Source organism: Sphingomonas jatrophae, assembly GCF_900113315.1.
GTDB classification, from domain to species: Bacteria; Pseudomonadota; Alphaproteobacteria; order Sphingomonadales; family Sphingomonadaceae; genus Sphingomonas_P; species Sphingomonas_P jatrophae.
Genome location: NZ_FOZG01000002.1, coordinates 537,736 through 559,315 on the forward strand (window position 1 = coordinate 537,736; position 21,580 = coordinate 559,315).

18 protein-coding genes are annotated in these 21,580 nt (G+C 66.6%); 9 read left to right on the top strand and 9 right to left on the bottom strand.

What is annotated here, in order from left to right; genetic code table 11:
- Nucleotides 1-5 precede the first annotated feature (5 nt).
- The 4 genes from mobF (at nt 6) to BM360_RS11870 (ending at nt 4,241) form a co-directional block, all read left to right on the top strand.
- A complete protein-coding gene (mobF, locus tag BM360_RS11855) occupies nt 6-2,927 on the top strand; it encodes a MobF family relaxase (RefSeq protein ID WP_093314883.1) in 2,922 nt (973 codons plus the stop codon).
- A gap of 72 nt (nt 2,928-2,999) precedes the next feature.
- A complete protein-coding gene (locus BM360_RS11860) occupies nt 3,000-3,200 on the top strand; it encodes a DUF6961 family protein (RefSeq protein WP_131819261.1) in 201 nt (66 codons plus the stop codon).
- A 58-nt stretch (nt 3,201-3,258) separates the two neighbouring features.
- Nucleotides 3,259-3,621 carry a hypothetical protein gene (locus tag BM360_RS11865; RefSeq protein ID WP_093314887.1) on the top strand — a complete coding sequence of 121 codons (363 nt, stop codon included), beginning with the start codon at nt 3,259-3,261 and terminating at the stop codon, nt 3,619-3,621.
- A complete protein-coding gene (locus BM360_RS11870; protein ID WP_093314890.1) occupies nt 3,618-4,241 on the top strand; it encodes a class I SAM-dependent methyltransferase in 624 nt (207 codons plus the stop codon). Before BM360_RS11865 ends, BM360_RS11870 begins: the two co-directional genes overlap by 4 nt.
- Nucleotides 4,242-4,243: 2 nt before the next feature.
- On the opposite strand, the gene BM360_RS11875 is transcribed toward BM360_RS11870, so the two are convergent.
- The 3 genes from BM360_RS11875 to BM360_RS11885 are packed head-to-tail and all read right to left on the bottom strand — an operon-like array spanning nt 4,244 to nt 5,441.
- Complete coding sequence (locus tag BM360_RS11875; protein WP_093314892.1) at nt 4,244-4,429, bottom strand: helix-hairpin-helix domain-containing protein; 186 nt, start codon at nt 4,427-4,429, stop codon at nt 4,244-4,246.
- Nucleotides 4,426-4,926: a cupin domain-containing protein gene (locus BM360_RS11880; protein ID WP_242653459.1), complete on the bottom strand. Its 501-nt coding sequence runs from the start codon at nt 4,924-4,926 to the stop codon at nt 4,426-4,428. Before BM360_RS11880 ends, BM360_RS11875 begins: the two co-directional genes overlap by 4 nt.
- On the bottom strand, nt 4,923-5,441 hold the full coding sequence (locus BM360_RS11885) for a nucleoside deaminase (protein ID WP_207544586.1): 519 nt from the start codon (nt 5,439-5,441) through the stop codon (nt 4,923-4,925). The genes BM360_RS11880 and BM360_RS11885 overlap by 4 nt, the downstream gene beginning before the upstream one ends.
- 29 nt (nt 5,442-5,470) lie before the next feature.
- Between BM360_RS11885 and BM360_RS11890 the strand changes: the two genes are divergently transcribed.
- The 5 genes from BM360_RS11890 (at nt 5,471) to BM360_RS11910 (ending at nt 12,519) form a co-directional block, all read left to right on the top strand.
- On the top strand, nt 5,471-6,250 hold the full coding sequence (locus BM360_RS11890; protein ID WP_242653460.1) for an ImuA family protein: 780 nt from the start codon (nt 5,471-5,473) through the stop codon (nt 6,248-6,250).
- A gap of 166 nt (nt 6,251-6,416) precedes the next feature.
- Nucleotides 6,417-7,961, top strand: coding sequence for a Y-family DNA polymerase (locus BM360_RS11895; protein ID WP_242653461.1), 1,545 nt, complete (start codon nt 6,417-6,419; stop codon nt 7,959-7,961).
- Nucleotides 7,961-11,236, top strand: coding sequence for an error-prone DNA polymerase (locus BM360_RS11900; RefSeq protein WP_093314896.1), 3,276 nt, complete (start codon nt 7,961-7,963; stop codon nt 11,234-11,236). The genes BM360_RS11895 and BM360_RS11900 overlap by 1 nt, the downstream gene beginning before the upstream one ends.
- 3 nt (nt 11,237-11,239) lie before the next feature.
- Nucleotides 11,240-11,515, top strand: a complete 276-nt coding sequence (locus BM360_RS11905) for a hypothetical protein (protein WP_093314898.1) — start codon at nt 11,240-11,242, stop codon at nt 11,513-11,515.
- Between the two features lie 377 nt (nt 11,516-11,892).
- Nucleotides 11,893-12,519, top strand: coding sequence for an SOS response-associated peptidase family protein (locus BM360_RS11910; RefSeq protein ID WP_093314900.1), 627 nt, complete (start codon nt 11,893-11,895; stop codon nt 12,517-12,519).
- Nucleotides 12,520-12,979: 460 nt separating this feature from the next.
- On the opposite strand, the gene BM360_RS11915 is transcribed toward BM360_RS11910, so the two are convergent.
- From BM360_RS11915 to traU, 6 genes are all read right to left on the bottom strand, one after another.
- On the bottom strand, nt 12,980-15,715 hold the full coding sequence (locus tag BM360_RS11915) for a conjugal transfer protein TraG N-terminal domain-containing protein (protein ID WP_093314902.1): 2,736 nt from the start codon (nt 15,713-15,715) through the stop codon (nt 12,980-12,982).
- An 18-nt stretch (nt 15,716-15,733) separates the two neighbouring features.
- On the bottom strand, nt 15,734-17,125 hold the full coding sequence (locus BM360_RS11920; protein ID WP_165611319.1) for a conjugal transfer protein TraH: 1,392 nt from the start codon (nt 17,123-17,125) through the stop codon (nt 15,734-15,736).
- 139 nt (nt 17,126-17,264) lie between these two features.
- Entirely contained in the window at nt 17,265-18,083 is an 819-nt protein-coding gene (locus BM360_RS11925; RefSeq protein WP_093314904.1) for a conjugal transfer protein TraF, read from the bottom strand.
- Entirely contained in the window at nt 18,080-19,825 is a 1,746-nt protein-coding gene (locus tag BM360_RS11930; protein ID WP_242653462.1) for a conjugal transfer protein TraN, read from the bottom strand. Before BM360_RS11930 ends, BM360_RS11925 begins: the two co-directional genes overlap by 4 nt.
- Entirely contained in the window at nt 19,822-20,589 is a 768-nt protein-coding gene (gene trbC, locus BM360_RS11935) for a type-F conjugative transfer system pilin assembly protein TrbC (RefSeq protein WP_242653463.1), read from the bottom strand. The genes BM360_RS11930 and trbC overlap by 4 nt, the downstream gene beginning before the upstream one ends.
- The gene (gene traU, locus BM360_RS11940) at nt 20,574-21,560 is read right to left on the bottom strand and encodes a conjugal transfer pilus assembly protein TraU (protein ID WP_423228913.1); all 987 of its coding nucleotides are present in this window, start codon (nt 21,558-21,560) and stop codon (nt 20,574-20,576) included. The genes trbC and traU overlap by 16 nt, the downstream gene beginning before the upstream one ends.
- Nucleotides 21,561-21,580 lie beyond the last annotated feature (20 nt).

Sequence of the window (21,580 nt, forward strand, 5' to 3'; positions counted from 1 at the left end):
CAACCATGTTGTCGGTGGCGACGGTCCGCTCAGCTCAGGGCGCGGCGGGCTATTTCGCCGCCGATAACTACTACACGGCCGACCAGCCCGAGGCGGCGGGCGAGTGGGTCGGCCGCGGCGCCGCGACGCTTGGTCTGGTCGGTCCGGTCGACCAGAAAGCGTTCGAAGCGGTACTTCGCGGCACGCTACCGAACGGTCAGCAGGTCGGCGTTCCGGAGCGGCACAGCGCCGGCGTCGACCTGACCTTTTCGCTTCCCAAGAGCTGGTCGCTGCTCGCCCTGGTCGGCGGCGATCGGCGCATCGTCGAAGCCTATCGCGAGGCCGTCAAACATACGCTCGCCTGGGCCGAAAAGAATGCTGCCGAGACGCGAATGGAGGTGCGCGGGCGCGAGAAGGTGGTGGCCACGAACAACCTCGTGGTCGCGCTGTTCGAGCATGATACCAGTCGGGCGCACGATCCGCAGGCGCACCTCCATGCGGTGGTCGCGAACGTTACGCAGGGACCAGATGGCAAGTGGCGTGCTCTTCACAACGGCAAGCTCTGGCAGCTCAACACCTTGCTCAACGCCATCGCCATGACTGGCTTTCGGGAGCGCTTGGAGGCGCTGGGGTACAGGGTCGGCGACCGCTCCCGCCACGGCAATTTCGAGGCGGCGGGGATCCCGCGCAATCTCGTGATGGCCTTCAGCACGCGCCGCCAGCAGATCCTCGCCAAGGTCGCGGAACTGGGCGCCAGAAGCCCCGCCGCGTTCGACGCCGCGACGCTCATGACCCGTCCGGACAAGGCGCCAGTCAGCGACCGTGCCGCGCTCTACACCAGCTGGCGGGGCAGCGCTGCCGAGGTCGGCCTGGATCTCGCGGGCGTGATGTCCGGCGCAGAGCGGATCGCCACTGCCACCGGCGCGCCCTGGGCGCGCCTGGCCCAATCGATCGGTTCGGTCGCGACGAGAATGAAGGATGTTGTCGGCGATCTCGGACGCAAGCTCGGGCTGGCGACAGGTGACCCGTACCTGCCGCGGCTAGGGCCAGGCCTTCGCCCGGACAGCGCCGCTGCGGCCCATGCGGTCGCCTCGGGTGTTCGTCATCTGGAGGCACGCGAGGCGGCCTTTGCGAGAACCGACCTCCTCAAGGCGGCGCTCGACACCGGGCTGCCCACCAACATCGAAGCGGTGGAGCGGCGTGTCGAGCAACTCCTCGCCGCAGGCGCGTTGGTGCGCGGCATGGGGCGTCGGGACACGATGCTCACGACCGCGCAGGGCATCGCGACCGAGGCCGCGATCCTCGATGCGATCGAGGTCGGTCGCGGCCAGGGCCGTGCCTATCACACGATGGCGCACGCGCCCGCAGCGCTGCAGGCGGCCGCCACCAAGCGGTCGGGGATCAGGCTGAACGCTGGCCAGCAGGCCGCCGGCACCATGCTGTTGTCCTCACCCAACCGCATCGTCGCGATCCAGGGTGTCGCCGGCGCCGGCAAGAGCAGCGTTCTCGCGCCCGCAGCCGAGATCATCTTGAGCCACGGTGACAAGGTGATCGGGCTCGCGGTCCAGAACACCCTGGTGCAGATGCTCCAGCGCGAAACCGGTATCCCGTCGATGACCGTCGCGCGCTTCCTGAAGACGCATGAAGCCGCACTCCGTCCCACCCCGGATCCGATCGCTCTGGCGCAGGCGCGGACTTCGCTCGGCGGTGCAGCGATCCTCGTCGACGAGGCCTCGATGCTGTCGAACCGCGACCAGTTGAGCCTCGTCCGGCTCGCCAATCTGGCCGGTGTCGGACGCCTGGCGTTCGTGGGCGATGCCCGTCAGCTCGGCGCGGTGGACGCGGGCAAGCCCTTCTCGGTCATGCAGCAGGCAGGCGCACCGATGGCCCAGATGAGCGAGAATCTTCGCGCGCGCAGCGAGGATATTCGCACAGCGGCTGCCGCGGCGCAGATCGGTGCCGTTGACCGCGCGATGGAAGCGTTGCGGCCCTTCACTGTCGAAGCGCCGGATCGGGCGAGCGCGGAGGCGGCCGACCGCTGGCTGGCGCTGCCGGACGCCGATCGGGCACGCACCGCGATCTACGCGTCAGGGCGACGCCTGCGCGCCGAGGTGAACAGCGCGGTTCAGGCCGGCCTGCTCGCGCGCGGCGAGCTCGGTCCCGGCAAGCTGAATCTGACCGTCCTCGATCGTGTCAGCCTGACCGACGAGGAGCTGCGCTATCCGCATAGCTACGCGACCGGGATGGTCGTCGAGATCAGCCGCGCGCAGCCGGGCCTGCGACTGCCTCGTGCCCGTTCCACCGTCGAGCGCGTCGATGCGCTCGCCGGAACGGTCACGCTCAAGCTGTCGGGTGGCGCGGAGCGCGTCATCCGCCCTGCCAGGCTCCGCATTCGTGACGGTGCTTCCCCCGTCCAGCTCTACGAGCAGAAGAGCCTGACGCTCCACGAGCGCGACCGGATCCGGTGGACCGCCAACGATCACGATCGCGGCCTCTTCAACGCCGACCAGGCGCAGGTGCTGGCGATCGACCGCGGGCGGGTGACGGTCGCGACCAGCCAGGGATTGACGGTCACAATGCGTGCCGATGATCCGATGCTCTCGCGGCTGGATCTCGCTTATGCGCTCAACGCTCACATGGCGCAGGGCCTGACCTCGGATCGGGGGATCGCGGTGATCGAAACCCGTGATGCGAAGCTCGTCAATCAGCAGACCTTCCTGGTGACCGTGACGCGCCTGCGGGACTCGCTGACGCTGATCGTCGACAATGCCGACAAGCTCCAGGCCAAGCTGGCGCGCAATCCGGGCGGCAAAACCTCAGCCCTGGAGACGAGCGGTCAGCTGCGATCCGCACCGGGCAGAGACAGCAGTCGCGCATCCGTCACTTCTCCGGAGCGAAGCCTGGATCTCGAACCCGGCCGCAGCAGGCCCTATGACATCGGCATCTGATCCGATCTGTTTAGATCAGGAGGCCGTGGCTCGGCGTGGTCAAATGGTCCGCGCTGACTATGGTGTCTGTCCATGCCGATGACCCAGGACCAGGAGCGATGGGCTGAAGCGCTCGCGATCGAGCGGCTTCATGGCGGGCGGGCCATGGCTTGGGTTCTCGGGCGGATCGAGGCGCTTCGGGCGAAGGGCGACAGCCTGGGCGTCGAGCGCTTCACCATCCCCGCCGCGCGTCTGGAACAGCTTCAGGTCGGTCAGCACTCGACAGTCGGCTGAATGCACCGACGCGTCGACCGATGCCTGAACCGGCCAGCCACCCGCTCGTTCGGAGCAGATGTCTTCACTCGAGACCGCCTCCGTCGCAACGACATCAGCGCCACCCCTGGTCACTCCTGACGGCCGCTACATCGTCGTGCGTGGCCGGCTCTGGCGGCGGTCCAACTCTGGCCTTGATGATCAGCAGCGCAAGGCGCTCACTGACGAGCTGATGAGCGCCCGGCGGGCCGTGGGCGCAGCCCTGCGCGCCCGAGACGAGGTCGCACTCGCCGCCGCGCGGACGCGGGTGCATGACGCAAAGGTCGCGCTGAGTGAGCGTGGTCCTGTTTGGTGGATCGACGGCACGCCTGACCAGAACCGGCGGATGGCGTGGAACACCGTTTATGCCGACTGGTACGCAGCCCTCGGGAGTAAGGCATGAGCGACGCCGACGCGCTGGGTCTGCCGCCCGAGGCGTTCGCCAAGCAGGACGGCGGGGACGACCTCGACTTCTATGCGCCGCCTCGCCTGGTCACGCACATCGATGAACCGGCGATCGAGGCTCTCACCAGACACTATGGCGAGAAACTGAAACCGGGCGATCGCGTCCTTGACCTCATGTCCAGCTGGGTCAGCCACCTGCCGGGCACCCTCGACCTCGAGGTCGTCGGCCACGGCATGAATGCGGACGAGCTCGCCGCCAATCCGCGCCTCAAGCGGTGGTTCGTCCAGGACCTCAACCAGAATGCCGTCCTGCCGGAGCCAGCCGATGCGTTCGACGCGGTGCTGGTGTGTGTCGGCGTCCAGTATCTCCAGAACCCGCTGACCGTGTTCCGCGAGATCAGGCGCGTCCTCAAACCCAACGGCGTGGCGATCGCCAGCTTCTCGAACCGGTGCTTTCCGACAAAGGCGGTGGCGATCTGGCGCGCGCTCGACATGAACGGCCAAGCAGCGCTCATCCGGCTCTACCTTGAGAGAGCCGGCTTCCACGATGTCCAAACTCATGTGCTCGCGGACGGTCGGAAGAGCGATCCGCTGGTCGCTGCGGAGGCGCGTGCCTGAGGTCAGCCGAAGCGGACGGTATCCTCCAGCCCGGCAGTCTTGCCCGCCATGCCGGGCACCTCCTCGAGCTGCCGCACCGCCTCGAACCGGCCCCGCTCCTCGCGGTAGCGGACGATCTCGAACCCGTGCCCCGTCAGCTGCGGAACCGCATCGATCTCGTCGGCAGATGCCGTGTTGATGTCGATCATGCCTCTTTGCTCCACAACCGAGTGAGCGCTCCGTCCGGACCATCGATCGGGTCGCCCTTCGGGAGCAGTACGGCCGCAATGCGCGCAAGCGTCGCACGATCCGCTGCCGTCCGGCAGACGTCCCAGTCCTGCCCTTGCGGATAGGCACCGACCAGCAGGAAATCGTCGCTCGCGCGGATACGGCAATGCCCGGTGCCCGCCGGCAGCACGAGGAGATCGCCCGCTTCGATCTGCACCTGTCGGCCGCCCTCGCCGCCCAGCATCAGATCGGCCACGCCGCTGGTGCAGGCCAAGGCTTCGTGCGCCGTGGAATGATAATGGTGATAGGAATAGACGCCGTCGCGCCAGTCTGGCCGCCAGTCATTCCGGAGAAGCAGCGCCTCGACTGCATCCAGGTCGCCAGACGGCACAACACCGCGATAGACGAGCACCGGCAGCGCGGAATTGTTCGGCACCCAGCCGTTTTGGCCGAGCATCAGGGTTTCGGGCTCGCTCACAGGTTCGCCTGTTCCTCGCGCGGCAGGTCGGCATCAGGCGGATAATAGAGGTCGGCACACTCTTCGCGAAGGCAGCCACCCTCAATCACGATGTCGTCGCGGTAGGCGTCCGCGATGAACGACAGCGCATCGACATGCCGCGCCTCGAAATACATCGGGTGCACGTCCTCGCGTCCGGCACCATAGACGACGCGCCCGACCTTGGACCAGATCGAGGCCATGGTGCACATCCCGCAGGGCTGCAGGGTCGAGTAGAGCGTCGCTCCGCGCAACTCGAGCTCGCCCGTACCCTCGCAGGCGCGGCGGATCGCCATCATCTCGGCATGGGCGGTGGCGTCGGGCAGGTCATCGGTCTGGTTGCGCTCGGCGCTGATCTCACGGCCGTTCAGCACGATCACCGACCCGAGCGGTGAGGTCGACGGGTCCGAGCCCTTTGATCGGGCGATCTCGATCGCACGCCGCATCCAACGCTCGTCTTCCTCGGTCAGCACACGATCCTCTCCCTTGACCAACATGGCCTCGCGCTGGAACATATAGCGAACAAATGAGTCGATTCCGCCTGATGCCTGAGGCCAGTACCCGAACCGAGATTTTGGCGCACCTGCGGGAGGCGATCGCTGACGTGCGCTCACGAGAGGCGGCTGCCCTGCCTTTTGAGATCGCCCAATTGGACGACCGGCTTGCGGACCGCGGCCTGGATGGTGCCGCCCTGCACGAGATCGCTCCTGCCGCTCCAGCGCTCAGCGATGAGGCTGCGGCGACCTTATTTGTCGCGGGCATCGCCGCTCGAATGGCAGCGATGACGGACGCCCGGGTTCTCTGGGTGGTGAGCCGGTTCGACCTCTACGCACCGGGACTTGAGCAAGTCGGTCTCAGCCCCGAGCGTCTGATCTTCGCCGAAGGGCGCGAGGACCGGGACGTGCTCGCTCTGATGGAGGACGGCCTCCGACATGGCGCTCTGGCGGCGGTCATCGGCGAGGTCCGGCGCGCCGACATGACAGCGAGCCGGCGACTGCAACTGGCCGCCGATGCGGGAAAGACGCCTGCCTTTCTGTCGCGTCGGTGGCGACGGCAGGGCGTCTGCCCGCTGACCGAACTTTCCGCTGCGTCGACGCGCTGGCGCATCGGTTGCGCTCCCTCCGCGCGATTGCCGGCTTCGGGCGTCGGCCGGCCGCGCTGGACCGTCGAGCTTGTCCGTCAGCGGGGCGGCAACCCCTTCTCTCTTCTACTCGAGGCTTGCGATGACACGGGTCGCCTCGCTCTTCCTGCCGCGGCTCAGCATCGAGCGGCTCCGGCGGTTGGAGCGGCCGCGCGCGCTGCCTGAGCCGCGTGCCCTCCAGCCTCTCCCCGTCGATGACGACCCCGGTGCCTGTTCGGTGCCGCGGGGCGGCAACTGGCGTCCGGGCGCCCGTTGGGCTCGGGAGGGCACTCCCGATCGCGCACAGGTCGCGGCGGCGGCAAAGGCCCTGCCTCGTCACCAGCAGCCCACGATGCGCGAACTGGGGCGGAGATCGGAAGCGGCCGTACATCCGTTCAAGGGCGGGCAGAACGCGCCACTAGCGTCGACTGGCACTGGCGCCGAGAACCCGTCGCCGTCAGCCCCGCCGTTGATCCTCGCAGCCCAGGTCGGCAACAAGCAGCTGATCTCGGCCGCCTGCCCGGCTGCGCTGGGACTTGGGCTCACGCCCGGAATGGCCGTGACCCAGGCACGCGCACTCGTGCCAGAGCTCGACATCCGCCCTGCAGAGCCGGCCGCAGATGCCGCGTTGCTGGACCAGCTCGTGCTCCATGCCGTGCGCCACTGGACCCCGACCGCGGCGGTGAGCGGCGCGGATGGCATCTGGCTTGACCTGACCGGCGTCACGCACCTGTTCGGCGGCGAGGACCGCTTCTGCGCCCGCGTGCTCGCCTTCTGCGGGCGACTACGCCTGACGGCACGGGTCGCGGTTGCGGGAACGCCGGGCGCAGCGCATGCGCTCGCGCGGTTCGGCAGGCGGACGATCGAGCAGATCGAGGCCGGTCGCGAAGCCCAGGTCCTGGCACCGCTGCCGCTTGCCAGTCTCCGCATCTCCCCGGACGCGCTGGCCGCGGCCGCCCGTTTCGGGCTGGAGCGGGTCGGCGACCTGCTGCCGCTTCCGCGCGGGCCGCTCGCCCGCCGGCTGGGTCTCGCCAGCATTCGTCGGCTCGATGAGGCCCTCGGACGGGTGGCGGAGCCGATCATCCCGGTGGTTCCCGAGGAAGTACCGGTGGCGACACTGCGGCTGCTCGAGCCGATCGGGACGGCCGAAGCGATTGAGCAGGTCATCGGGGACCTTCTTGCCGATCTGGTCGCACAGCTCCGAGCGCGTGGACTTGGTGCGCGCACCCTGATGCTCGCGCTCGATCGTGTCGACGGGAGCGAACAGCGCCTCAGCATCGGCACGGTCAGGGCGAGCCGCGATGCCGCCCATCTCGCGCGCCTTTTCCATCTGCGCGTCGAGCGCATCGATCCGGGCCTTGGCATCGAGACGATGCGGCTCGCGGCGGTGCGATCGGAGCCGCTCGGTGCGACGGCGCTCGGGCCCGCGCTCGCCGACGGTCCCGGGACAGCGGACCTCGCCACTCTGGTCGATCAACTGGCGGGCCGCGCAGGCTCACACGCGCTGTTTACGATCGGCTCGGTGCAGAGTGACGTGCCCGAGCGTGCCACCGTTCGCGACGAGCCACTGGCGAGCCCGCGCGGCTGGCCGGCCTGGAAGCGCCCCGTGCACCTGCTCCGGCGTCCCGAGCCCTTGACCAATGTGGTGGCGCTGCTGCCCGACCATCCGCCGCGCCGCTTCCGCTGGCGGGGGTCTGTGCATGTGGTCGTCGCCGGTGACGGACCCGAGCGGATCCATGGCGAGTGGTGGCGGCGCGATGGCGAGGTCTGGGCCGTCCGAGATTATTTCCGGGTGGAGGACGAGCAGGGCGCGCGCTTCTGGCTGTTCCGTCGCGGCGACGGCGTGGACACCGCGACCGGCGATCTCAGCTGGTACATGCACGGGCTGTTCGGCTGATGGCCTTGCCTGCCCCGACCTATGTCGAGCTCCAGGTGACGAGCCATTTCTCGTTCCTGCGTGGCGCCTCCTCGCCCGACGAACTTTTCAGCGCCGCGGCGCTGCTCGGCCACAAGGCGCTCGGAATCGCGGACCTCGGCAGCGTCGCGGGTGTGGTGCGCGCCTGGGAGGCGCAGAAGGCGACGGGCGTCCGGTTGATCGCGGGAACGCGGGTGCTCCTCGACGATGGTCGTCAGCTGCTCCTCTACCCCACGGACCGGCCCGCCTGGTCGCGGCTCAGCCGGCTGCTGACCATGGGCAAGTCCAGGGCCGGTAAAGGCGGCTGTACCCTGGGGTGGCGCGACGTCGCGGCATGGAGCGAGGGGCTGATCGCGATCCTGCTGCCTGACATGCCCGAGGAAACGACAGCGCATCATCTGGGCGAGTTGCGGGAGGTGTTCGGGACCAGAGCCTATTGCTCGCTTGCGCTCCGGCGCCGGCCCGATGACGCGATGCGGCTCTACGAGTTGGCCCGCCAGGCGCACGCCGCCCGCGTCCGCGCCGTCGCGACCGGCGACGTGCTCTACCATGCGCCCGAAGCGCGGCTGCTCCAGGATGTCGTCTCGGCCATTCGCGAGAAGTGCACGGTCGATACATTGGGGGATCGGCGCGAGCGCCACGCCGATCGCCACCTGAAGTCACCGGAAGAGATGGAGCGGCGCTTCGGCGCCTTCCCCGACGCGATCGCGGCCACAGCCGACATCGCCCGCGCGTGCACCTTCGACCTCGGCGAGCTCAGCTACCAATATCCGCACGAGGAGGTGGTCGAAGGCCTGAGCGCGCAGGGCGCGCTCGAGCAGCTGACCCGCGAGGCGGCCGAGCGCATGTTCCCGGGTGGTGTCCCCCTGCCCTACCAAAAGCAAATCGCCCACGAGCTGCAGCTGATCGGCGATCTCGGCTATGCGCCCTACTTCCTGACCGTGAACAGCATTGTCGCGGAAAGCCGCAGGCGCGGCATCCTCTGCCAGGGACGCGGCTCGGCGGCGAACAGCTGCGTCTGTTTCGTGCTGGGGGTGACCAGCATCGATCCCATCAAGCATGAGCTGCTGTTCGAACGCTTCGTCTCAGGGGAGCGCCGCGAGCCGCCGGACATCGACGTCGACTTCGAGCATGAGCGCCGCGAGGAGATCATCCAATGGATCTACGAAACCTACGGACGTGACCGCGCCGCGCTGACCGCGGTGGTGACGCGTTACCGGGCGCGCGGGGCCGTGCGCGAGGTCGGCAAGGCGCTCGGTCTGCCCGAGGATCTCACCAAGGCGCTGGCCGGCCTCGTCTGGGGCTGGAGCCAGGAAGGTGTCGGCGAGAAGCAGGTAAACGAGCTCGGTCTCAACATGGAGGACCGACGCCTCAGGCTGGCGCTGGACCTCGCGAGAAAGCTGATCGGCGTCCCACGGCACCTGTCGCAGCATCCCGGCGGCTTCGTGCTCACCCACGAGCGGCTCGACGATCTCGTGCCCATCGAGCCCGCGGCGATGGTCGACCGCCAGGTCATCGAGTGGGACAAGGACGACATCGACGCCCTGAAGTTCATGAAGGTCGACGTGCTCGGCCTCGGCATGCTCGGCTGCATGAACCGGGCCTTTAACCTGCTCGATGAAGCGAAGGGCGTCCGGGTCGGCATGGCCGACCTCCAGGACGATGACCCCGACGTCTATGCGATGATTCAGAAGGCCGACACGCTCGGCGTCTTCCAGATCGAGAGTCGGGCGCAGATGAGCATGCTGCCGCGGATGAAGCCGCAGCGCTTCTACGATCTCGTGATCGAGGTCGCGATCGTCCGGCCGGGCCCGATCCAGGGCGACATGGTCCACCCGTATCTGCGTCGCCGCGAGGGCATCGAGAAGCCGGACTACCCTCGCCCCGAGCTTCGCGCTGTACTCGAGAAGACCCTGGGAGTGCCCCTGTTTCAGGAACAGGCGATGAAGGTCGCGATCGTCGGCGCGGGTTTTACGGCCAGCGAAGCCGACCAGCTGCGACGCGCCATGGCGACCTTCAAGTTCACCGGCGGGGTCAGCCACTTCTATGACAAGCTGGTCGAGGGGATGGTCGAGCGCGGCTATCCTCGCGACTTCGCGGAGCGGACCTTCAAGCAGATCGAAGGCTTCGGCTCATACGGCTTCCCCGAGAGCCACGCGGCCTCGTTCGCCAAGATCGCCTACGCCTCCTGTTGGATGAAGCACCATCATCCCGACGTGTTCTGCGCGGCGCTGCTGAACGCGCAGCCGATGGGCTTCTATGCGCCGGCGCAGGTGGTGCGCGATGCGCGCGGGCATGGTGTCGAGGTGCGGCCGGCCTGCATTAACGCCAGCCGCTGGGACTGTACGCTGGAACCGACCAACAGCCGATATCTCGCCGTGCGTCTGGGCCTCAGGCAAGTGCGTGGGCTCGCCAACGTGCACGGCGCCGCCATCGTCGCCGCCCGAGGCGAGGCGCCGTTCGAGTCCGTAGAGGAGGTCTGGCGGCGCGCAGGCGTTCCTCGCGCCGCGATCGAGCGGCTGGCCGAGGCAGACGCCTTTCACGCTCTGGGCCAGGACCGGCGCCAGGGCCTGTGGAAGGTGCGCGGATTGGGCGAGGCGCCCCTCCCGCTGTTCGCCGCTGCTGATGCCCGTGACGCAGCCTTCAGCCCGGAAGGGCTCGAGCCGGCTGTTGAGTTGAAGCCGATGTCCGACGGCCGCGAGGTGGTCGAGGACTATCGCGCGCTTCAGCTCTCGTTGCGCGCGCACCCGCTCGCCTTCCTCCGCGACGATCTGACCCGCCGCGGGGTGAAGCGATGCGCGGACCTGGCGGGCATCCGGGACGGCCGTCATGTCGAGGTCGCCGGCATCATCCTCGTCCGCCAGAAGCCCGGCTCGGCCAAGGGCGTACTGTTCATCACCATCGAGGACGAGAGCGGGATCGCCAACGGCATCCTCTGGCCCGACCGCTTCGAGGCGCAGCGCCGGACCGTCATGTCGGCGGCGATGATCGGAATGAAGGGACGCGTTCAGAAAGAAGGCGAGGTCATCCACGTCATCTGCGACCGGGTCATCAACTATGGCGACCTCCTCGGCCGTGTCGGCCAGATGAACTTCCCGCATGCGACCGGACGGGGCGACGGTGCCCGTCATTCGGGAGCGCCGGATCGCGGCGAAGCTGGGTGGAAACCCGGGCCGCGCGACAGCTACTGGCCGCCGCACGCCGCCGGCATGGATCCGGAGGAGGTCGTGCGGGTCAAGACGCGCGACTTCCGGTGAGCGATGGCGACCCTGCCGCGCCACCAGCGCGTGATCATCTCATTGTCGGTTCACATCCTGCGCGCGGCAATGGCCCGCTCGGGCGAGATGCGCGTCGATGTCGTCGAGGTCCGGCTGGCGCTCCGCTGTCTGCTCCAGCATTGCCCGGAGCGCTGGCCGCTCGAGCTGTTCTGGGACTCGGCAGCTCAAGACAACGAAATCGGCCGCGCCCAGGGCACCACAGCGGCGTTCAACGGGATCGTGCGCCAGCTACGCGCGGCTGGCCGCTATGAAGACTGAGACTTCGAGCACCCGCCAGGCACCAGCGGACCGCCGGGGAGAGGATGCGGTCGATCATGTCGGCCGCAAGTTGCGGACGCTCGAGCAATGCGCGCTGCACCGGCGCACGTTCCGCCTGACCTGCCCTGCCTGCGAGCGGGTAAGACGGCTCGATGCCGTCCCACTCTGGTGGCTGTTCGTGAAGCGCGGCTGGGACGACACCCTGCCGCAGGCGCTTGGTCGGCTCTGCTGTGAGCCATGCCGGGCAGGCGGGCGCGTGGTTCGTCCCCGCTTCGTGGTCACGAGGGAGCAACCCGAAGGGCCGCAGCCGCCCTACCCCGATCGCCACGAATGGAAGAGGGTTGTGTCACGTTATCGCTCGTGATGGGATCGCATTCATGTGCAACCTGTACAACCTCAAGGTCGAGCGCTGGGAGTATCTCGACTATTTCCAGGCAGGCGAGGATGCCCGCAACGAGCTCGAAGTCACCAAGACGTATGCCGCGCCGGGTAAGCCGGGTTATGTGGTGCGGGTCGAGGATGGTCGGCGGGTGCTCAGCACCATGAGGTGGGGGTTCCCGACCAGGAAGCCGAGGAAGCGCCCGGCGCGGGAAGGCGAGATGCCGTTCATGCACGATTGGTGGACTAACTGTCGCAATCTCTCGAGCAATATGTGGCGTCCCTGGCTGCTCAAGCCCGAGCATCGTTGCCTTGTGCCCTTCTCGCGCTTCGCCGAGCCGAAGGCGGTGGCCGATCGGAGCGGCCCTGGCGATACCAACTGGTGGTTCACCGTCTCCGACCAGCCCGAACCCTGCTTCGCAGGCGTCTGGAAAGTCGATCAGGATCATGATCGGGTGTATGCGTTCTGCACAACCGAGCCGAACCCGCTGGTGGCGCCCAAGCACCCCAAGGCGATGCCCGTGATTCTCATGGCCGAGGACCATGATCGCTGGCTCACCGCGCCCGCGGAAGAGGCGCTGCCGCTTGTGTCCGCCTACCCGTCCCAGCTTATGAGCGTGATTTAATGGGCGTGCACCGTTTGTGGTGGACACGTCTGTTGTTCGCGCGAGCAGCCACCATGAAGGATCGGAGCGGCTGAGATGCGACAGTGCGGAACCACCGTCGACTGACACGCCCAGTTTATTCGTGAGCCGTCGAGCGAGGTATGGAGGACAGGAAGGGGGGTAAGTTTGCACCTGCCTACCTCAGAGGGGTGGAAATATGGCGATCGCGCGAGCATACTCCCGAAGCATGTCCGACCCGACCGATTACCTTGTGAGCCAATCGGCTACTGGTGAAGCTGAGTGGCGACGTCGCCCTGCTACGGGCGATGGTACAACTCATTCAAGTCTCGATCCTGGAATGTTTAACAGGGAAGCGCGGGCAAGAGTTAGGCCGGGTACAAGTCATCCCATCAGTGGTTGGTGGCTCGTCGTATTCGTAGTAACTATGTCACTAATTATGACCTATCTTTTGGTGTAAATTTCACTTTCGCTTACCCCATTCCTGTGTCTCTTTCGCGCTAGCCCTATCCAACTCGACAGCGTCGAGGATCGTGGAACGCGCAACGGAAGACTGCTGGCGATCGACAGCTGCGTGCCCTCTTCTCAACGCTTCGGCCACTTCTGACCGGACATCGAGGGCCGGCAATGCAAGCGTTTCCGGAACGCTCTGCTGCGGCACAGGCATCGATCTTGGATTCGCCTGCGGACGTTCTAAAGCACTCCCATCGACCAACCGAACTCGTTCTTCAGCCTCTGAACGGATTCTATCGCCAGCATTCTTGATATATCGGCTTATCAGAAGGTCTCTTTCTGCCGTCACATTCATATCTGAGCTCGACCAGTCTGCAGCATTGGCTGGATCAAACCTTTGGTACACGAGAGGTGTCGAGGCGATCTCTTCACGAGCGAACTTAAGAAATGCGTCACTTGTGTTTAGCGCGCCGCTAGCGCTGTTTGAGGAGCTGCTGGACCAACGCTGCTCGATCCGATCTGCCGTTTCGAAGTAACGACGCGATTCTCGACTCTGCGTCTGAGCGGTGGTCGCAGCCGAACTAATTCCAGAAGCGTTGCTAGCTACGTCCGAGCGCGTTGAGGTGACGGCTGACCGTTCGAAAGCGTCGCGCGTGTGCGACCAGCCTCGATCAGATGACCACGAGCTAAGCGCGTCGGCTATCCGGCTAGCATCTTTGCTGACCGCTGCAACGTCCGTGGAACTCCAACGCTTGTAAGCCCCGGCGGACGCTCCCGCGGAGGCCCCTACTCGAGCGATGCCGATCGAGCCGCCGATATTACCTTCTATGCCGACCGATCCGGTGATGAACTTCTCGGCAGCGATCGTATCTGCCACTTCGGCTCGAAGGCCGAAGCGGTTCTGCAGCATCTCTGATGCACGGTCCACTTCGTTGAAGCTCTCGCTTATGGCCGCGCGGTCATCGCTGCCGTAGCTATTCGAAATCGACCGATCATTGCTCACAGCATGCCGGAACTCTTGGAAACGTGTCACCGCATTTGAAGTGCTCTGAACCGCTTGATTAGACAGGGTCTCACCACGGCTGCGCGTCTCTGAGGCTACCTTTGCAGCTTCGGCGGCGACGGATTGAGTGACCTGCGGCATAAAAGGCAGCTTGGACACAGGTACGTCTAGCAGCTGATTGCCGGAGAAGCTGGTCGCTAGTGTGCCGGTGTCGTTGAACGACCGGGTCTGCGCGGCGCCGTAGGTGAAGCTTGGCGCCTGGTTCCATTGGTCGTGCTGGCGAGTTTGCACGGTCTGATTGTCGAAGCTCGAGTTCCCCAGCGCGATATTCCCAGTGGAAGCTTCCCGCGCCGCTTCTTCGGCAGCGTTCTGCGACGGGTTGAGGTAGCTCGTCGCTTGGCTCGAGATCGCCATCGCGCCGCGAGCGATCCCTCCGGCGAGGAACGGGATCGAGGCCACGAGGTAGCCGGCGAGCAGACCGATGTCATCGTTGGCCTCGGTCATGCCGGCGAAGCTGGCGAGCGTCAGACCGCCTCCGCCGCTGGCACCGGCCACTTCGGCGGCGCCTTTGAACATCATCACCATGTGGAGGATGACGTAGAGCGGTCCCCACGCGGCGAGATAGAAGAAGCCGGTCAGGTAGCCCTTCAGGGCATAAGGACCGCTCCGCGGCATCAAAAAAAGCGGAAAGAGCACCGGGAACAGGGCATAGAAGACCACCGTCAGAACGATGTTGAGGACCGGTACCCACTTCATTGCGGCGTGGGCGATCGACCCGTAGGTCCGTTCAGTTTGAATGTCGGCGCGGGTCTGGGCGTAGACATCGACGCTGCCGGTGCCGCTTGTGCCCGCTGCGCTGTGCATCGCCTGCTGCATCGCGTTGATCGTGAGTGTCTGCCGAAGGATCGTGCTCGCAGACGCGGAGACGCCGGTCAGGTACTGATAAGCCACCGGCAAATCGGCGAAGAGCTTGGCACGGGCGAGATCTGCCGTCTGCTTCGGGTAGAGCTGGCGTCCAAAGGCGCGACCGAGATCGTCGACCATGCCGTTCCACTGGCCACTGAGCGTCGCGTACGCCTCGCGGCAGGTCTGGATCGACGACGTCACCGCCTCCGAGCCATCGCGCGTCAGGAAGCGCTGCGCTCGCGCTTGGCTGCCCGGCGCAATTGCGGTCCAGAGATCGGGCGACTTCGCCAGCGTCTCCATCGAGTAGCGACCGAGCAGGACGTCGTAGAAGACGCATTGCTTGAAGTGCTCGTCGAGGTTGGCGGCGAACTCGGGATCGTTGATCCTGAGGCTGCGCGTCGCCTCGAACAGCCGCGAGCCGTAGATCATGCCGTTGCGGCTGTAATCGAGGTCGCCCGGCAGGCCGAATACCAGCTCGGACGATCGGACGAGATAATCGCCAACCTGGCTCGTGAAGCTCGCCATCATTGCCAGCCCAAGCGGCACGTTGGCGACTTGCGCGGGCGCGAGGCTGGGGTTGATGCGATCGGTGACGTGCACGTCGAGCCGCGGCACCATCAGCACCATGTACATGAGCATCGCCTGCAGGAACCAGTGCAGCCACGCTTTCCAGTCTAGGTTGAAGGCGACGATCAGGACCGTATAGCCCAGCCCCATGACCATCACGACCTGGAGCAGGCTCTTGTAGCCCCCCGCCCCGGTCCAGGCCGCCACCGCATTGAGGACGTTGACGATGTACTCGCCTCCGCCGATCGTGAAGAGCTCGACCGTGCCCATCTCGTCCGATCCCGAAGCTTAGTTGAGGCCGCGCGCAGCGACGCCGCGGGACCAGTCGAGCGACGCCGCCATTCCCGGCGACATCGAGTTGGAGAGGACGTTCTCGAGGAACTGCGTCTTCTGAATGATCGCCATGATCGCGGTCACCCGGGCCTGTGTCGTCTGCTGGCGATCGGCGAGCGTGGTCCGGGCCGTGTTGATCTGCGCCGTCCAGGTCGCGAGTTTCGCCTCGTCGGCGGCAATAAACGTCGCCTTTGACTTGCCAACCTCGCTCACCAGCTGGTCGAGGATCGCGTAGAGGAGGTCAATCGAAGCGATCTCGGCGAGGGTCGAGCGGTCGTCGGTGGAGAGCCCGCGCGCGTAGGCCGCCTGCACGGTCAGGATCTTGTAGAGCGGAATGGATGAGATCTGGAGCAGCTCTTTCTGTTCGGGGCTGATCGCCGTGTCGGTTCGGATCGCCTCGACCATCCCGTCGATCAGCGCGGTCACGCGCGGCCGCAATGCCTTGGCGGTCGGCACCGACAGCGGGCTAAGCCTCGGGTTGAGGCACTGGTCCTCGGTGTCGCAGTGATAGACCTGAACCTCGCCGGCGCTGGTGCCATCGAGGAGCGCGGTGACGAGCGTCGATGTCGTGTCACCGGTCAGCGGCTGGAAACGACCCGCATCGCTGTCTGTCGGCGGCACGTAGATGATCGTGCCGACCATGGTCATGACGTACTCAGCAAGGTCGCGGTCGAAGCTGCCGCCGGCGTTGAAGAACTTGGAACCCCGCAGCACGTGCCAGGTGTAGTTGCGCGGCACCGCGCTGTTCACGGCGTCCCACTTCGACGGATCGGCGCCGTTGATGGTCGAGCTACGATCGCCCTTGCTGCCGCAACCGTGCTTGGCGGCGGCATAGTCCGAGAAGATGCCGTCGGAGTTGCCGATCGCCTCGCAGATTGCCTTGTCAGCAAGGTCGCCCTTCGGCCACACCGAGCCGACGAGCGCCTGAGCCGCTTCGCAGCTCGAGATATTAAGGTTGTTCATGAGCTGCGCCTTCTGAGCGAACTCATCCATGACCTTCGAGCATTCCGGGCAGACCGTGTCGATCGCCAGCTTGAAGGCGAAGCCGACCGCGTTGTTCGCGACCGCCTTCAGCATGGCGACGATCTCGCTCGAGTTGATGAAGCTGAAGCTGCCGGCGAACAGGTCGATGCCGCCGCAGCCCGCGCGCGCCGAGGGCAGCTGCAGGTTGGCAAGGTTGGTCGTCTTCTGCGGGAAGCGGGTCCAGACGTTGCCGAGACTGTAGTAGCCAGCCGACTGGCCCTGGAAGGCGCTCGGGCCGGTAACGTTTGCGGCACCGCCAGCTTCTGCCACGAACCTGTCCATCGCTCCGCCGACATCCGCGGCAGCTGGCGCGGCTGGCAGCATCAGCGGCACAATGACGCCGGCGAGGCTCAGCGAGCAGGCCAGCGTGCCCGCGAAACGGGCGCAGCGGCCGAGAGCAGTGCCCGTAGTGTCGAGCGCGGAACGGGCGAGCGCGCGAAGGCGCCCGACGACGGACGCTGGATCAATAATCACTGCCGGCCTTTCGCTGGGTGAGGAGGAAGATGCGCTCCATCAGCTCGTCGGCAGCGATGATGCCGTAGCCGATGGGAATGGCGGTCTGGGTCGCGCTGTCGAACAGGACCACGGCGGGCGTGACCTTGGCGGTCAGGCCCATTCGTGTCCGCTGGTTGGTCTCGACCGTGTAGCGCGGGAAGGTCTCGGACGGGCCGCCATCAGTCGAGATCGCACGGACCGTCAGGTGATGGGTGTCAGCGACCGCCTTCACGATCGGCGACATGACACGGCACGCGCCGCAGCTCTGGGCGAAGAAGTAGAAGAGCCCGTAGCGTGCCCCAAGCCGATCAAGCGCCTGGTCGCGCTCGACCTTGCGCGCATCGGTCCACTGCTGCTTGGCGACCGTCCCGACCGGCCGCTGAAGCGTGTAGTCGAGGTCAGGTGCCTGCCAGAGCGACCGCTGCCACACGTCGCCGAACAGGGAGGCACGATCGAGCTGAGCGCGCTGGAAGCGGATATAGGCGGTGACGTTGTCCGGCGTCGGCTCGAGGATCGCACGCGCCTTGAGCTCGCGCAGTTCGGCCGTGACCTCGTCCAGCTGCTCGGCCGCCGACTTCGTCGGCGGTGGCGGCGGGACGGACGCCGGTTCCTCGTCTCGTGGACGCTCGCAGTAGAACCAGGTGCCGAGCTTGCGATCCTGGCAGTAGAAGCGGTCGCCTGCCTGTACCGCCTGCGGGCCGACCGGCGGCTGGGCGTGGGCCGGCGCCAGCATGAGCGCGGTCGCGACGAGCGTGACAATGCACTTGGAGTTAGCGACCGGGCTCATCGGCCGCCTCCATTGATCACGTAGAAGTCCGCGATCTTGCGCTGCATCGTCTCGACGGTGCCGAGCTCCTCGGGCAGCTTGGCCGCGTCCTGGAACTCGGCATAGACTTCGGAGAAGTCCATCCGGCTGAGGTCAAGCCGGGCAAACTCGTCGATGGTGAAGCCTAGGCAGCTCTCCCGCTTGGGTGAGCCCCATGGCTTGTTGATCTGCGCCCGCCCCTGCTCCTGCAGGATCCGGCTGAGCTTGGACTCGAAACAGCAATAGGCCTTCTTCTTGGTGACGCAGATTCCGAAGACACTGTCCGAACAATAGCTGCCGACATAATGGCAGAGCCCCTGCGCATCGCGCTGGTGCAGCAGCACCTCCTCGCGGTTGCAGCCGAGCGCCACCAGCAGCTGCGAGTAAGGGATCAGCGGGAAGGCCTTGCCCGCGCAGCAATTGAGGATGCCGAACACCTTGGAATGGCAGGTCTCCCGCTCGCCCTTGAACAGCGTCAGGTTGGACGGATCGAACTCCTTGCCGGCCTGCGATGCAGCGTTGAGCGCGACCGCGGCATCCTTGAACTCGGTGTTGGGCTGGCGATCGATCGTCTCGCACTCACCGTTGATGCAGTAGATGTCGCCGTCGCAGACATATTGCTTCTCGGGTGCGGGGCCGCCCGGCACGTTGCAGACATAGATGCGCTCGCGGGTGGGGCACGGGACCTCGTCGGTCAGGCACTCCTCGCGATCGAACCGGCAATTGCTGTCGTTCTCAAGCGTACCGCAGTCCTGCGCTGGCACAGCGCGATGACACTCATAGCTTCGCGTCCACGCCCAGCAGGGCTTCGTGACCGAGACACCGTCGATGACGCGGGTGACCGGATCGCTCGACGTGCAGGTCTCATCCGTGCTGGTGCAGCTCGCGTCGCCCGCGAGGCTTGCGCATCCGCTCTCGTCGCGCCGTTCGCTGACGCTGCTGCTCGTCTCAGTGCCGCGCAGCGTGCCGCGGGCGACCTCCGCGTCGCAGAGCAGTTCGTGAACCGGTTCGCCCGGCTCGGTGCACCACTCATAGGGAGGGCGATTACGGCCCTGAAGGCAGCGCCCCTCGTGCGACCCCGTCCGCTGGCACGAGGTCTGTTCGAAGAGGCTGCAGTCATCGACACGGTTGAAGCCGGCATTGAAGTCGCTGCACCAGTAGCGGTAGCCGGTCGTGCGCGTGACGCTAACGCTGAGCGGGATAGTGCAGCTGGCGGTGCGCTGTTCGAGCGCGACGCCGTCGTTGCAGGTTGCCTCATAGGTGCCGGTGGTGCCGCTTGAGGGCGGCAGCTCGCGGCAGTTCCCCTGCCCGCCGCCGACGCTCATGCCGCTGACATAGCCGGCGGGATCATCAGAAATCGTCCGGCCACCGGCGATGGCCGCCTCGATGTCCTCGACGGCGACGCGCGGGCGGCTGTCAAGCGAGGAGCGCACCGTCGCATAGCCCTCGTTCGAGGACGCTGCCGTTGCCGCCTGTCGCGCGATCGCGTCGGGATCGTCGAACAGGGTCGACTGGCTCGGTGTGCCGGCGAAGCCCGGCACGCGGTCGGCGGTGGGCTGGGTTTTGGCGGCGGTCTGCGCCTTGCCGAGCACCTCGCCGCCGAACGCCTTGCCCTCCGCTCGTGCCGCCTCGGTGCCGGTCTGACTCTGTCCGAAGGCGCCGCTGCCGAGCCCGGCCGTGAACAGCGAAAGCGCGAGTGCGCAGCTGAGACGGGCCCGGCTCACCGTTGGTCTCCCAAACGCGCGCGATAGACAGCCGAGATGCGAGCAGCGGTGCCGCCGCCGTCCGCGAAGGCATCGAGCGCATAAGCAAGACTGACGTTGCCGGACATGCGGTCATGCGGCGGCAGCGCCGTGCGGCAGTCGAACCCGTCGCACAAATCGAAGTCGGTGGCAGTCACGATATACGCCGGCACTGCTTCAATGCCGAAGGCTCGGAACAGACGCGGGTCGATTCCGACGGCCGCTTTGACCTCGCCTTGCGGCAGCACCTTGGCGAGGGCGGTCGTGAAGGTGCGCGCCGAGTTGCCCGGCATGCCCCGAAACACGACGGAGCCGCCGGCGCGGCCGACATCGGCGATCATCGCCTTGAGCGAGGCCGCGGGCATGGAGAGGCTGGCGAACGCGACAAGCCGCGGCGCGTCCTGCGGCGCCATAGGCCCGGCGGCCGCCGCGACCATCGTATCAAAGTCGAAGGTCGCTGTCGGATCGCCGGGACCCGCTTTCCGCGCATAGCGTGATGACGCTGCCCGCGCGGCGTCGGCGTTCGCCGTCGCCTCTTTGCGCAGTGCCTCGCCGCGGCGCGCGACGACCGTGGTCAGCGCCTCGGCGTCCTGAGGCGACAGCTTTGCGCGGGCACGCACCTTGGCAAGGTCGAGACCCTCGACGGTCTGCGCCGCCGATCCGGCACCGAGACCGAGAAGCAGGCCGACCAGCGCGGTGCTGCCGATGATCAGGGGAACACGGCGCCGCATCACAGCACGCAGCAATTGCGTTTGCGCCAGACGAGATAGCCCATATCTTCTCCGATCGCGGGATAGACCTGGCCAGCCGACATGAAGGTGGTCGACGCGCCGATCGGCGCGCAGGCGTAGCGCCCGCCGGTCTGCGGATTGGGATTGGTGGCCTGGAAGCGGTATTGCTGCTTGCGCATCACCGGCATCAGGTAGCTGCCGCACAGGCCCTTGCTGCCCATCGTGCCCCAGGCGACGAGCTCGCGGTGGAGCTTGTAGGCGAAGCGGGCAAGCGCGAGGCGTGAGGCCTGCACATGGCCGATCGACGCACCGATGTTGCCGTTCAGGGGATACATCGTGCCCTGGCAGCCCGCGCACCAGAAGAGCGGGTCGGTCGGCAGCCTGGCGCTCGCGGCGACGCAGTCGGCCGCGCAGGCGGCGAGCGCCAGCGGATTGGCGAACAGCACCGCCTCCGGGTTGATCAGCGCGGTGAGCTCGGAATCCTGCCAGAGCGGATCGACCTCGGTGATGTAGAGGATGTCGATCGAGCCCTGCTCGAGACAGAGGAAGTCGGCGACGATCTCCATCCAGTAGAGCAGCGGATAGGCGTACCAGTGGACGTGCCAGCCGCTGGTGTTCTGCGCCTTGCCCCCGATCGCGCTCGGCCCGGCGATGGTCTTGAAGCCGATATCGAACCCGGGATCGAGCTTGAGCCCGCCCAGGTTCACGAAGCACCACGGCTTCATGCTGACGTCGGCCAGCCGCACCGGTTCCCAGAAGCCCATGGCGATGCCGACACGCAGGCCGCAGGCACAGACCGGCAGCGCTGGATTGTCGGTGTCGGGGCGACCGGCAAGCGAAGGCCAGATGTTGAGCCCGCCGACCGACATCGGGAACATGCAGCTCCAGCAGACGTCGGTAATCGGGTTGACGAAGCGACCCGTGCATCGCCCTGGCGTGCCCTCTGCTCGGGCCGGCGAGGCGAGCACGAAGCTGACGATCAGCACGAGTGCGGCGAGGCTCGCCA